Source organism: Pseudoalteromonas sp. AS71 (assembly GCF_038900275.1).
In the GTDB taxonomy this organism is placed as follows: domain Bacteria; phylum Pseudomonadota; class Gammaproteobacteria; order Enterobacterales; family Alteromonadaceae; genus Pseudoalteromonas.
This window is the reverse complement of record NZ_JBBMQZ010000006.1, coordinates 135,581-147,801: the sequence shown is the minus strand read 5'-3', so window position 1 is coordinate 147,801 and position 12,221 is coordinate 135,581. Positions and strand designations below refer to the sequence as shown.

Genomic DNA, 12,221 nt, shown 5'->3' with positions numbered 1-12,221 from the left:
ACATTGCCAAAGTATTTAGCGTGGTATGCCAGTAACTGATCGAGCCTGCTTTTGCCTATTTGCTTGGCTCGGCTTTCGATTTTTTTACCGTAAAATTAAACTCAGGTTGGTATTCTTCAACAATGGCACCCACTAAAAACAACGCGGCACCCGGTTGCTGTACCAGCTCTTTGAGCTTTTTAGCGTCGGCTTCAACCACTGTGTTTAATAAAAAGTTAGTTGCCGGCTGCACTTTGTTATTTGGCTGAGTCGAGTTAATGTATTTGTTGTAGTCGGCGCCATTTACATTAAATGTGATTTCGCCAACGGGTGTTTCTAATGTGATTTTTTTCTCAAACGCCATGATCAATACTCTCTTTTAAATCTGCTTGTTCTAGCAGTGTGTAGGTAAAATAAGGGCCGTACTTGGCTGCTGATTGCTCACACAAAGCAATAAATTCATCAAAGTCATTAGGACTTGCAAACACCTGGCAACCGGCTGACCATTTATCAACTTGGGTTGATGTGGTTTTGCTGTTTGCACGGTGGCAATTAATACCAAAGTAACCTTGTTGTAGCTCTGCTTGGGGTGTGACGTCCGTGTCTAACTCGGTGTCTTTGTTGTTGTCACGTAAAACAACAACCGGTTTATGCTGTACAAGGGCGCGATACTTGCCTTGGTGATAACCCAACGTCCATAAGCTTTTATGCTGCCCTGCAACTAGCACCGCTGTGCCGTCTATGTTCATTGGGTTTTTACGCCAGTAAATACCGGCATCTGTTGTGGCTTTATACTGCTTTAACTGCCATTCGCTGTTTTGCTGATACAACACACAAATTGCATCGTTAAACGTGTTGGCGCGGGTGTTTGTATGGCGAATGCCTATAATGTTTAGGTTTAATTCACCCTCAAATACTTTATGCCCACATGCCTGCAAGGTGCTTAGTAATGTTGTGGCAGTTAGTGTGCGAATGGCTTTAGTCATTACAAATCTCTCACTTCATCGTCAGTTAGGTATGGCACACCATTAATTTTGACAAAATCAGGGCTAGTAATCGGACACTTGATTGATGTGGTGTCTTCTTCGCCACCATCGGCTTTAATGTTTAAAATTTCGTCCAGCTGCGGCAGGCAACCAAATGCTTCAACGTTCTTTTTACCTGCAGCTACTTCTGCATTAAACGCAATATCAAACGGTTCAATACCTTTCCAACTGCCTGCTTTTTCAGCTTGCGCTTGCACAATTAACCAATTTTCATGATCAAGCTTTAGTGTTACTTCGCCTTCAACATCGCCATCAATAAAGCCCTTTGGAATACCGCGCACTTTTTTAACGGTGCGCCCATCCGTAATTTTGCAAGTCGCTTCCATAACATGAACCATCGAATCACCAATGAAGATATCGAAGTCTTTACCGCCTAGTACTTTTTGCATGTTTGCGCTCCTACTCTGCGTTATCTAACATGATCCCAACAATGATGGTGTTGGGTGAATCGATTGGTTTAACTTTAAGTACGACTTGTAATGTGGTCGCATTCATAAACGTTAGGTTGATACTGTCGTCTTTTGGGGCGCGAATTAAACCAGGGAACTTATCGGCACCAATATTGATAGAGCGTGCCATGTCGCGCAGCGGTTTACCCATAATGCGTTTACCAAATTCAATCCCGGTGCTGCTGTTGTTTAAGCGGCGATTTTTAACGTTTTGAATCCCAATAATGCGCACAGCACGTGCAGCCATATCAACAATGCGGCCAATTTCAATTTTTTGAAAATCACCGCCTTCAGCGTCGAGCATGTTTACATCGCCAAAATACGTACCATCAAAATCAGCATAAAACTGTGTACAACTAAAACGCAGCGCATCAAGTGCCGCCGTGGTTGAGTTGGTTAAGGGGTTGCCGGCGGCATCTTCTGGGTGTGGCATCAATGACATTGCACCCGTAAGCACACGCATTGGGCTATCAGCAATAGTGACTGCGCTTTTACATAAACGCCCTGTTACTGCACCTAGTTCGTCACCGAATAAAAGCGGGATAACAGCCACACGATCGCCTACTACGCCATCGGTTAACGGTTGTAATGAAGTCACTAAATCAGGCCAACTTTGCTAAGCCGTTAAGCCAGGTGCTGCGAGTAAAAAGCGAACACGACGAGCAAGGCTCGATAAAATTTCAAGCGCTTTGGCTTGGTAGCTTTCAATGTCGGCTTTGCCTGTAACTGGCGTACAAATAACAATAATTTCAGGGCTAACATCCTGATCCATTGCTTTATCAATAAGGGCCATTACGTTATCGCCTGCGCCATGCGGGATGGCATAACCACTCACTAAGTCATCACCGTTGCGTTGCCATGCTTTTACTTGTGTTTTTAGTGGGGAGTCGGCGGCGCCGAACTCAACATCAAAATCACTTTGTGCATTAATAGATAAAATTTTGCCGTTGTTCTCACTCGCTTGACCGATAAACAACACACTGCGTTCAATCTGTTTCGTAGCGCCACTGCCTGTTTGTATGGCGGCAACGGTTACTTTACCTTGTGCCATGATCGTTCCTTTTGCTTTGCGCTACGCAACGTGCATAGCCTGGTTTAAAATAAAATTCATTTGCTGTTTTTCTTCGCCCTGCGTTTGCCCTAAAAATGAGCGGGCCGGCAAGTCAATTTGCCATGTACTCTTACTTGAGCTGCCCTTTAAATCGCGAAGTAAAAATCCTGCTTGGTTAATGCTTAAATTCTCTGTTATCCATTTAATGCTTGGGCGTTTACTGCCCTTACCTTTACGACGCGGTATTTTGTAACCCTCGGCTATTAATGCCCTGGCTAAATTTCGCGTGGCTGGCCTTTCTTTATTTTGAGCCGCTTTACCTTTTGGCTTGCCTGCATCTAGGCTTATGCCCTCTTGGTGGGCACGGGCAATTTTTCCGCTGTTGCCCCCTAAAAAATAAACACTGGCGTCGTTTGCACTGTGGCGAACCTTCATAAACTTTTTAAGCTTGGTGAGCATTTTCTTTCTTTTACCATTTGCTCTGCCTTGCCATGTTTTACCTGCTAAATCCGTTTGCTTGGTGATCCGCTCTTTACTGCTTTTATTTGTTGTTCGAATAACACGACGTAATATATTGCGCCGCTTATTAGGCTTAAGTTGTAAAAACGCTAATTGGTCTTTGCTGCGCCCTTCGTCAAATTTAACGTTAAGCACGGCTTACAGTGCCTTGCAGTAAAAATGATTCAGCAACCCATAGGCTTTGCTCGCCAAAGTCGTAACGGTTACCGTTTAACTCAAAAGGGCCGTTGTCTGTTTGTATTAGCTCTATGTCTTCACACAGCTGGTTAATAGTCAGCTCTACTTCATTGCTGTTGTCGTCGTTTACATCGGCACTAAATTCAATATCGGTGCTGTCATAACGCCCGCCATTGTTTTGCAACCAAAACGATGCAAAGGCACAAATTAACGCAGCCGGCGCAAAGCATGGATTAATGCTGATCACACCTGAGTAATAAAACCGCGCTGCCAATAACCCGTTACCATTCATTGTTTTACTACTTGGCTCTATGCGCCCGCCTTCTATCCAGCTATCAAACTGGGTATTGAGCGCCAACTTATGGCCTTGGTACTCAACACTCACTAAATGCTGTTTAAGCTTTTCAATTTTGCTTTTGCTCATAACAGCTCTACCGATAAATTAGGGCTTAGTGCTTGCAGTAAGCGCATGGCGTTTATGCTTTCGCGTTGCCAGTGTTCAAAGTTATCAATGGCTGATTGCGACTGTGCTGTTGCGTTTTCACGGTGTGTACTGCCAAGCTTGGATACCAATAAATTAGCTTTGGCTTTGCTATACACTGCATCGTTATAAAAAATTATTTGTTGTGCGTTTAATGGTGTGCCGTTAGTAAGCACAGCGCTTACTAGTTCTTGGTTTACCTCGGTCTGTGCGCGCTTTAGCTTTTCAACAAGCAGCTCACTTTTGCTGGCGTATTCTTGGGCAACGGCGTAGTGCTCTATAAAATAAGCCGTGCTTAATGTCGGGTAATAGCCATTGCCTGGCACATCAACATTAATGCTTTGTAAATCTGCTTGTGGCATACCGCTTAAATTCATATTGCACCTGTAAAAACACACATTAAATTGGGTGTGGGCGCCACTTAGTCACAGGGCGTCAAACAACGAATGCTGACGAAGTGCTAAGTTGCCCACCGGCGTTGGAGCTGTTACTCGTTAACCGTTGCTTTTAATTGCTTTGTTAACTTATCGACTAAACCTTTAACCCCAGCTTTGTCGTTAATGGCTTGTGCGTGCTCTGCAAATAACAGTGCATTACCATAATTGTGTAATGCGGCATCAACCTTTGCCGCAATGGCGTACAACTTGCCGCCTACCACTTCAAGCCCGTTCCAATCTTGGTTTTTAACGGTATTAATTAAGCCACGCAGTACATAGCTAATATCAAATAAGCCTTGCTGCTTTGATTCTGATAGGTAGTAATTTGCATCGTCATAGAGTTGGTCGATAACGAACGCAGGCCAATGCTTGGTATTAAATACCGTGGGTAGCGGTTGCTTTTGCTCAATCATAAACGGCAGGAGTTCTAGCGCCGCATCCCAGCGTTTTAAGTCAACCAACCAAATAAACACCCATGCTAAAACCGTGTTCGGGTGGCACTGGCCGCTTAGTCGATATTGATTGATATACCCTAAATAATCTTGGCGTTCTAACGCTTCAGATTTGTATGTTGCTTTATCAGCTATATCAGTAAATGTTTTTAATTGAGCTAAGTCAGATTCGATGGCTGCTGCATAAAGCTGGTACTCGGTTTGCGTAGTGATAGTGGTTGGCGCATGGGTATTCGTGGCTGTTGCCGCGACCGTTGGCGCTTTTTTGTCAGTGCTTGTTGGTACGCTGCCTGCTGCTTTGGCTAATGATTCTTTGACTAAGCTCATTTAAAAACACTCTTTAATGTGGTTAAAAAGACCGGCTCGAAAATTGGATTAAACAAGCCGGCCAAATGGGAATTTACCGAATATTTAAATCCAGGCGCTACCGTCTGAATTTGGTAACTTGATACTGGTTGATTCGAAGTACATGACTTTTTCAAGGTCTTCTACGTAGTAGCAATCGTTTCGTGATAGGTAGTCTTCAACGCGTTTTTTCTTAGCGTTGTTTTCTACACTGGTACGCGTTGATCCCGTTTGTACGTAGTGACTTAAGTTGTCAAAGCTAGTGACTAAAATGCCACGAGCGGGGAAAAACGGAATTTTGTATGTCATTAAACCGCCATAGGTATCAATCACCTGTTGCAGCTCAATCTTGGTTTTTTCACTTGGGGTATGTGCTTGCTTGGCGTACAGCTTGTTTTTGTCTTGCGCTAAAAGCTCGTCGCCAATAATAGCCACCATGTTTGCACGTTTGTGCTCTGGAATACCTTGCAATGCATCGTGCACCGCTTGGTCTAGGTTTTCGTAATCGCCGCCAGCACCAATACGAATTTCGCCAGCGGTTGCGCCTTCACTAATTGCGCGCTCGGGTGCATCGCGGCGAATTAGTTGTAGCCAGCCAATGTTTACATCGTTCATCATTGGATAGGCTGTAATATCTGTGGTATCAGCTACGTGCGTACCATTCCAACCAATTTTAATAATGTCGAGCGCAATAGCCTGGCGTACGTGATTACGATAACGATTATGAAAATCAGGGAACTTAGACCACTGATCCATTTTTACCCATGTGATATGAATGTCGCATTCTGTTGGATAACAACGGTATTCACGTTTATCGAGCTTTGATACATCACGGGTTTTACGCTCTTTGGTGTCGTCAGTTTCAACGCCTGCACGACCTGTAACGCCACCGTCTACACTCATGATCACTGACTGACCAACTAAGTCGTCTACCGGTACGGTGTTGATCATCTGTAAAAATTCAGCCGATTCATAAACAGCATCATATAAGCGCTGCTCGGTTGTAGGCTCAACGTTGAACTGCTCACTCATTGATGTAACGCCGTAATTAACGGCCATGCCTGCCATAATGGCGACAAATAATTCTCTAGTTCTGGTTTTCATATTCTTTCCTGCGTTTAGCTAAGTTAAGTTGGTGATGTAATTACAAGCAGTTGCTGTATTTACCCTCATCGCCTTCGGGTTCTTCGTCGGCGTCAGTGGTATCACCCGCAGGTGTTTTCAACGCTTTGGTAAACTTGTCGTTAAGTTCACCTAATGCTGTTTTTGTTTTTGATAGCTCTTCTTTTACTTGAGCTAATTCAGTGTTTTCATCATCAGCTGACGGCGTTTCTTCACCTTCCACTTTTGTGGTTGAAAACGAATCAAGCTTTGTGGCTAAGCCGTCTAGTTTTTTACCAAACTCACTAAGCGGTGTGCCCAGCGCATCTTTTAATGCAGTGGCTAATTGTGTTTCGTTCATGTCGGGTTCTTCCTTTGCGAATAGTCGTTTAAAAAATGGTTTTTTAGGTGCGGCGTCGATAGGCTCACATGATCCTAAATCAACTTTTAATAAAGAGACGTCCGTGTCATCTGGCTTACTCTTACTACTGAAATGGATACGGTCGGTATAGCAACTGGCTGGGTAGTCGGTCACTGCTAAACCGGTTAGGTAGGTTTTGCCTGTGCCCATAAAATCGCGGCTAATTTCGATACTAAAATAAACAGCTTGATCTGCTTTGTTCAGCTCTACAAACCCTTGATTGGGCGCAAGCACTGCGTATAAGCACACAACGCCCTCTTCGTTTTCATAGGCTGCAACGCTTTCTACATCGCCCAACATGCCGGGAATATCTACGTTATGAAGATTTTTAGCGGCCCAACCCGACCAGTTAAATTCGTGATCAACATTAATGCGTGCACCGTATTTACGCGGGTTATAGGTTTCTACAATGTCGGCTACGTCTTGCTCTGATATTTCGCGGCCGTCAACGGTCATACCTACAGCGGCAATCGATAACGGTTTAGTACGTAGTTGACCTGGCATAAACAACCCTTTTTAAATATGTGCAAATTAAGCGTATTGCTTTAAAGTGATTGCAGTTTGCACCCTCTTTTTATTCCTTTCCAACGGTTTAACTTTTTGAAATTCCTATATTTAACTTTTAGGAATGGACAGGTTTTTGACTGACAGATTAAGCGTTTTATAACGAATACACTGCCGCTATGGATTAATAAAAGCGGCGCAATAGATGGCGAACTACGGACCAGAGATACGCAAAAAAGCACAAGATTTGTATGTTGTTGAGGGCTACACGGTGGACGAAATAGCCGAGCTTGACGACATGCCCAGTGCGCGTAGCATTCGCCGTTGGTCGGAGGCTGGCAAGTGGGAGGACATGTGCCCAAGTTATAATGCCGAAATGGCCTTTAGCAAACGCATTAATGTACTGGCCGATAAAGACGATAAAACCGATGCTGACTATAAAGAGCTCGACTTTTGCACGCGCCAGTTGTGCGCACTTAATAAAAGTAAATTAGCCCCAACCCCAAAACAGCGCGCAAGTAATGACGACCCCGCCAACAATAACAGCGGCAACAGTCATAACGGCAATGACAAAAAATCAAAGAAGAAAAAGAAAAACGATTGCTCTGGCATTACCCTTGAAATGCTCAACGAGCTTAAAGACACATTACTTTATCCTCACCAAAAACATTGGTTTGATAACCAAGACCATCGCACCCGCTTTATATTAAAACCACGCCAAATTGGCGCTACATTTTATTTTGCATTCGAAGCGTTTTACGATGCAGTGGTAAATGGCCGTAATAAAATATTTATATCGGCGAGCCGTGATCAGGCCGAAGTATTTAAAGCCAATATTGTGGCGTTGGTGCGTGAGCATTTTAATGTTGAATTAAGTGGCTCACCCATGGTGCTTAATTTAGCCGGCGGTAAAACCGTTAAACTAATTTTTAAATCAACTAATGCCCGTACTGCGCAATCTGAGTCCGGCGATTTATATATTGATGAAGTGTTTTGGATACCTAAATATAAGTCGCTGCGCGGTTTAGCGCAGGCTATGGCAACGCATAAACATTTACGAATAACCTATTTTAGTACGCCATCGGTTACCAGCCACGAAGCCTACGACCATTGGAACGGTAAATGGTACCGTAAAACAAAGGCGTGTAACGATCCTGAATTTGCTATTGATGTAAGCCATAAAAACTTAAAAAACGGTCAGTTGTGTGACGACGGTATTTGGCGACAAATGCTTACAGTTTACGATGTAGTAACCAGTGGCTTTGACCGTATTGATATTGGCGTACTTGAAAACGAATACAGCGTAGATGAGTTTAATAACTTGTTTATGTGTAAGTTTATTGATGATGCGCACAGTGCGTTTAACCTTAAACAATTGATGAACTGCGTGGGCGACTCGACTAAGTGGAGCGACTTTGATTTAGCCTACGAGCGCCCGTTCGGACTGCGCCCTGTTGTAATTGGTTTTGACCCTGCCCGCTTTGGCGATAAAGCAAGTGTTGCCATTTTAAGTGCACCCATGAAGCCAGGCGAAAAGTTTTTACTGCTAGAAGCACTTGATTTAAGCGGCAACGACTTTGAAGCCATGGCAAACGAGATAAAACACCTCACCGAAAAATACAACGTTGTGCATATTGGCGTAGACACCACCGGCATTGGCTATGGTGTGTGGGAGCTTATTACTAAGTTTTACCCTAATGCGGAGCCGATTCATTACAACCCTATTATTAAAAACCGCATGGTAATTAAAGCCATTAACGTTATTCAAAACCGCCGCTTTGAGTTTGACCAGGACGCGGTAAATATTGCCAGCTCGTTCATTAATATTCGCCGTAAAGTGGTGGGCGACCAAATCACCTATGCCACAAACCGCACAGCCACAACAGGCCATGCCGATATTGCGTGGGCAATTATGCACGCTATGTTATTTGAACCACTCGACGGTAACGCCCATAGCCGTCAAACATCAGTAGGAATTGCAGCTTAATGAGTAAACCAAGATTACAAGTAAGTAACGGCCAAGCGCCAAACTACAACCAACGCACAGCGGTAACCGATACGTTTAGCTTTGGCGATCCGGAGCCCTGTTTAGACAACCGGCTAACTGATTACGTTGGGGTTTTTAGTGACAGTAACGGCATTTATGCACCGCCCATTAATTTGCAAGGCTTGGTTAAACTGCTGCGTGTAAATGCCCAGCATGGGCCAATACTCTACTTTAAACGCAACATGATTTTAAAGTGGTATAAGCCTAACCCACTTTTAAGCCATCAAGCCCTTAGCAAATTTGCGTTTGATTTGCTGTGGAGCGGTAACGCCTATTTGCAAATTATTAAAAATTCGTTTGGGCAGATTATTAAGCTGTGCCATTTGCCTGCACTCACTATGCGTTATACCGATAAGCGCGGGGTGTACGCGCAATTAAGTAATCGCAGTCATGAGCCTATTTACTTTAATGAAGGCGAAATAATACACGTAAAGGAATACGACCCCGGGCAAGGCATTTATGGCATACCGCAATATTACGGCGGTATTCAGTCGGCGTTGCTTAATGAAGATGCCACGTTATTTCGTCGCCGTTATTACAAGAACGGTGCGCACATGGGCTTTATATTCTCAATGGCTGACCCTAACTTAAGCGCCGATGATGAAACCGCCCTTAAAAATGCCATACGTGACAGCAAAGGCGTGGGTAACTTTAGAAGTTTGTTTTTTAATTTTCGCAGTAATAAAGCCGATGCTGAAAAAGCGATAAACATTACACCGGTGGGCGACATATCAACAAAAGACGAATTTGAGCGCATTAAAAAAATTACGCTTAACGACATGCTCAGCATGCACCGTGCGCAAGAAGCACTGAGCGGCCAATCATCTGGCGACAGCCCAGGCTTTGGCGACTTAGACAAAATTACCCGTGCCTATTACAACAACGAAGTTGTGCCCCTGCAGCAAGACGTATTAGGCATTAATAATTACCTACCCGCCGCGCAGCATATTGAATTTAAAGAGCCTGAGTATTCAGACTTAAACCCAACGACCAAGGAAGCCGCATGAGCTGGATAGATGTAACAGAGTTTGTTAAACAATGGGGGCGTTTATTTATGCTGAGCTTTTTAGCAGCCGCTATTCAAATGTATTTAAGCAAAAAGCAATTTACGTTCTTTCATTACTGTATGAACGTGCTCGTTGCTATTTTTGCAGCGTACTTAGCCGCCATGTTTTGCGAGTGGCGCGGCTTTGACGAAAGCCTAAAAACGGGCGTGATTGGCGTAACAGCATATGCAGCACCACACATTTTAGAAGGGTTCGACAAGCTAATTAAATCGTTTAGCAAAGACCCTAAAAGCTTTCTTAAATTTATACGAGGGATTAAATAATGGGATGGATTAAATCAGTATTATCATTTATCACAGACCCAATAGCCGATTTAACCGGCGGCTATGTTGAGCGTAAACGCATCGCGGCAGAAATGGCCGCTGATGTAGCACGCGCTGAGAACAACTTTAAAATTGCGCAGTTTAACGCCAAAGCAAAGCGCTGCATGCAAGCCGAGCAAAACGACGCGGACTATGACTTGCTTGTGCTGAAGAACCGCGACAAAACCATTATGGATGAAGTGATCATTCTATTCTTTCTGGGGTTGTTTGTGTGCCATTTTATACCAGCCATGCAACCGTATATGCATAAAGGCTGGCAAGCAATGGGCTATAAAGGCGCGCCCTGGTACTTTGAATTTGTGATTGTAGGTATTGCGGTTTCAACGCTTGGGTTAATGCGATTGTTTAGAGCGTTTTGGGGTGGTAAGGGCAAAGGTAATAAAAGCGCTAGTAAATGACTAGCGCATTAAACTTTAATGCTGTGAGTTATCGATTTTAGAAATTAATGTATCAAGCACCATTAAATCATTAGCCTTTTCCATATATTCATCGCTATCTTCATCAAGCTGTTTAAGCTCTACTGTTTCTTTTTCAACCCTACTTTTAAGAGTACTTTTAATTAATCTAAGTTCTAATTGTGAAAACATAATTATCCTACATCTTGATTTGGTACACCGATAAAACAAGGAATAGCCATCGAATCTAATTGATTTAACTTATCTAAATACAGAGTTACGGGCATATCGTATAGAGGGCGAATAGTAAAATGATTTTTACCTAGCGATCCCCCATCATCTAGTGAAACATGCAGGCCTTGCGGCATTTTAGACTTAGCTGGTAACTTCCACCACAGCGTACCAAACTTCGGGTTTCTATAATTAAATAGTGATAAGCCACCCGATTTACTGTCTACAAAGTCAATATCATTCTTTTTATAAACTCTCACATCCCAAGTCTGTTCTTCCTCTCTTGGTGGTGTAGTACGAATATAGTCAAACTTAGCTTTTGTTTTACGGCCAAGTCGAAAAAGGTCAAATGGCAAGGTGACATAAAATTGAATTGGGGTATGCATAATCAAGTTCCTTATGATTTTATTTAAATAGTCGATAGTAAATTACATCAAATTAACGAGAATATCTAGGCAATAGTGTTCACCCAATTTACCTAATCACCTCAAATGCTATTGTTTACCAATCTAGCTCTTTAATCTTTTCAACTTTACTAGCAACAACTTCAAGACGCTTAAGTGCCCTTGTAAAATTTGGCCCAGGCACACCATTAAGTGTTGCTGCATTGGTTTTGCTAATACCGCGAACTAAGTAATCACTGAGTGCTGCTTTTATATCTTCACTGGTGCTTTTACCAAACGACAATAGTGCATCTAACCGCTCTTGGCTTTGTGAGCCTTTGTATAAATAATTCACAATTTATTTATCACTTAACTGATAATAAATTAATGATATTTCAATGTCAGGTAAATCACCACCTATTTGATCTTTTTGTTGTCACTTTATGTCAAACATTGTCACAGCTTTGACATCCAGATCTTTTTAAAACCGCTCACAGATCCTTTCATTGCGCTGGCCGGCGATTAATGGTGTGTCACTGGGGTTGTCAATTTGACGCGTTTTTTGCACGAAAGCGGAAGGCGAGGAGGAGTGAATTTTTCGGCTTTTTGGTTCTCAGCTCACACTTTGCCGCAGGCCTTGGCGACCCGACTAAATACGATGCCATGTATTTTAAAAACGAAACTAAACCGCTTATTAAATTAATGAGTGATGAAGTGGCAAGGGATCCTGAAATTGGCAGTGAATTACAGCTAAATTTTGATTTAGAGCCCAGCGCGTAAAGCATAAAAAAAAGCGCTAACTGGTGTTAGCGC

General features: G+C 43.1%; 17 protein-coding genes and 1 pseudogene. 5 read left to right on the top strand and 13 right to left on the bottom strand.

From position 1 onward, the window contains the following. Window positions 1-55: 55 nt before the first annotated feature. The 10 genes and pseudogenes from WNY98_RS06495 to WNY98_RS06450 form a co-directional block, all read right to left on the bottom strand. Window positions 56-343: a putative phage tail assembly chaperone gene (locus WNY98_RS06495; protein WP_007378140.1), complete on the bottom strand. Its 288-nt coding sequence runs from the start codon at window positions 341-343 to the stop codon at window positions 56-58. Continuing rightward, window positions 333-965, bottom strand: coding sequence for a hypothetical protein (locus WNY98_RS06490; RefSeq protein ID WP_342877433.1), 633 nt, complete (start codon window positions 963-965; stop codon window positions 333-335). Before WNY98_RS06490 ends, WNY98_RS06495 begins: the two co-directional genes overlap by 11 nt. Further along, the gene (locus WNY98_RS06485; protein ID WP_007378142.1) at window positions 965-1,414 is read right to left on the bottom strand and encodes a phage protein; all 450 of its coding nucleotides are present in this window, start codon (window positions 1,412-1,414) and stop codon (window positions 965-967) included. The genes WNY98_RS06490 and WNY98_RS06485 overlap by 1 nt, the downstream gene beginning before the upstream one ends. Before the next feature lie 10 nt (window positions 1,415-1,424). Then, window positions 1,425-2,525: pseudogene (locus tag WNY98_RS06480) on the bottom strand (DUF2586 domain-containing protein). A gap of 21 nt (window positions 2,526-2,546) precedes the next feature. Next, the gene (locus WNY98_RS06475; RefSeq protein ID WP_342877432.1) at window positions 2,547-3,179 is read right to left on the bottom strand and encodes a phage virion morphogenesis protein; all 633 of its coding nucleotides are present in this window, start codon (window positions 3,177-3,179) and stop codon (window positions 2,547-2,549) included. Then, window positions 3,172-3,645: a phage tail protein gene (locus tag WNY98_RS06470; protein ID WP_024609305.1), complete on the bottom strand. Its 474-nt coding sequence runs from the start codon at window positions 3,643-3,645 to the stop codon at window positions 3,172-3,174. The genes WNY98_RS06475 and WNY98_RS06470 overlap by 8 nt, the downstream gene beginning before the upstream one ends. Continuing rightward, window positions 3,642-4,079: a head completion/stabilization protein gene (locus tag WNY98_RS06465; RefSeq protein WP_007378146.1), complete on the bottom strand. Its 438-nt coding sequence runs from the start codon at window positions 4,077-4,079 to the stop codon at window positions 3,642-3,644. The genes WNY98_RS06470 and WNY98_RS06465 overlap by 4 nt, the downstream gene beginning before the upstream one ends. A gap of 110 nt (window positions 4,080-4,189) precedes the next feature. Continuing rightward, window positions 4,190-4,918, bottom strand: a complete 729-nt coding sequence (gene gpM / locus WNY98_RS06460) for a phage terminase small subunit (protein ID WP_342877431.1) — start codon at window positions 4,916-4,918, stop codon at window positions 4,190-4,192. A gap of 84 nt (window positions 4,919-5,002) precedes the next feature. Then, window positions 5,003-6,040, bottom strand: coding sequence for a phage major capsid protein, P2 family (locus WNY98_RS06455; protein ID WP_182755111.1), 1,038 nt, complete (start codon window positions 6,038-6,040; stop codon window positions 5,003-5,005). A gap of 40 nt (window positions 6,041-6,080) precedes the next feature. Continuing rightward, window positions 6,081-6,962 carry a GPO family capsid scaffolding protein gene (locus WNY98_RS06450; RefSeq protein ID WP_342877430.1) on the bottom strand — a complete coding sequence of 294 codons (882 nt, stop codon included), beginning with the start codon at window positions 6,960-6,962 and terminating at the stop codon, window positions 6,081-6,083. Window positions 6,963-7,167: 205 nt separating this feature from the next. Between WNY98_RS06450 and WNY98_RS06445 the strand changes: the two genes are divergently transcribed. The 4 genes from WNY98_RS06445 to WNY98_RS06430 are packed head-to-tail and all read left to right on the top strand — an operon-like array spanning window position 7,168 to window position 10,797. Beyond that, window positions 7,168-8,949, top strand: coding sequence for a terminase family protein (locus WNY98_RS06445; protein WP_342877429.1), 1,782 nt, complete (start codon window positions 7,168-7,170; stop codon window positions 8,947-8,949). Continuing rightward, entirely contained in the window at window positions 8,949-10,016 is a 1,068-nt protein-coding gene (locus WNY98_RS06440) for a phage portal protein (RefSeq protein WP_342877428.1), read from the top strand. The genes WNY98_RS06445 and WNY98_RS06440 overlap by 1 nt, the downstream gene beginning before the upstream one ends. Next, window positions 10,013-10,339 carry a phage holin family protein gene (locus tag WNY98_RS06435; RefSeq protein ID WP_342877427.1) on the top strand — a complete coding sequence of 109 codons (327 nt, stop codon included), beginning with the start codon at window positions 10,013-10,015 and terminating at the stop codon, window positions 10,337-10,339. Before WNY98_RS06440 ends, WNY98_RS06435 begins: the two co-directional genes overlap by 4 nt. After that, window positions 10,339-10,797, top strand: coding sequence for a hypothetical protein (locus WNY98_RS06430; protein WP_337120201.1), 459 nt, complete (start codon window positions 10,339-10,341; stop codon window positions 10,795-10,797). Before WNY98_RS06435 ends, WNY98_RS06430 begins: the two co-directional genes overlap by 1 nt. A gap of 15 nt (window positions 10,798-10,812) precedes the next feature. Here the strand turns inward: WNY98_RS06430 and WNY98_RS06425 are convergent, their stop codons facing one another. The 3 genes from WNY98_RS06425 to WNY98_RS06415 all read right to left on the bottom strand — a co-directional run bounded on the left by WNY98_RS06425 (window position 10,813) and on the right by WNY98_RS06415 (window position 11,763). Beyond that, window positions 10,813-10,986 carry a hypothetical protein gene (locus WNY98_RS06425; RefSeq protein ID WP_337120200.1) on the bottom strand — a complete coding sequence of 58 codons (174 nt, stop codon included), beginning with the start codon at window positions 10,984-10,986 and terminating at the stop codon, window positions 10,813-10,815. 2 nt (window positions 10,987-10,988) lie between these two features. Beyond that, window positions 10,989-11,411 (bottom strand): hypothetical protein, encoded by a 423-nt coding sequence (locus tag WNY98_RS06420; protein WP_337120199.1) that lies wholly within the window; start codon window positions 11,409-11,411, stop codon window positions 10,989-10,991. A gap of 115 nt (window positions 11,412-11,526) precedes the next feature. Further along, window positions 11,527-11,763, bottom strand: a complete 237-nt coding sequence (locus tag WNY98_RS06415) for a hypothetical protein (RefSeq protein WP_337120198.1) — start codon at window positions 11,761-11,763, stop codon at window positions 11,527-11,529. 251 nt (window positions 11,764-12,014) lie between these two features. Between WNY98_RS06415 and WNY98_RS06410 the strand changes: the two genes are divergently transcribed. Continuing rightward, window positions 12,015-12,188, top strand: coding sequence for a hypothetical protein (locus WNY98_RS06410; protein ID WP_342877426.1), 174 nt, complete (start codon window positions 12,015-12,017; stop codon window positions 12,186-12,188). Window positions 12,189-12,221: the final 33 nt, after the last annotated feature.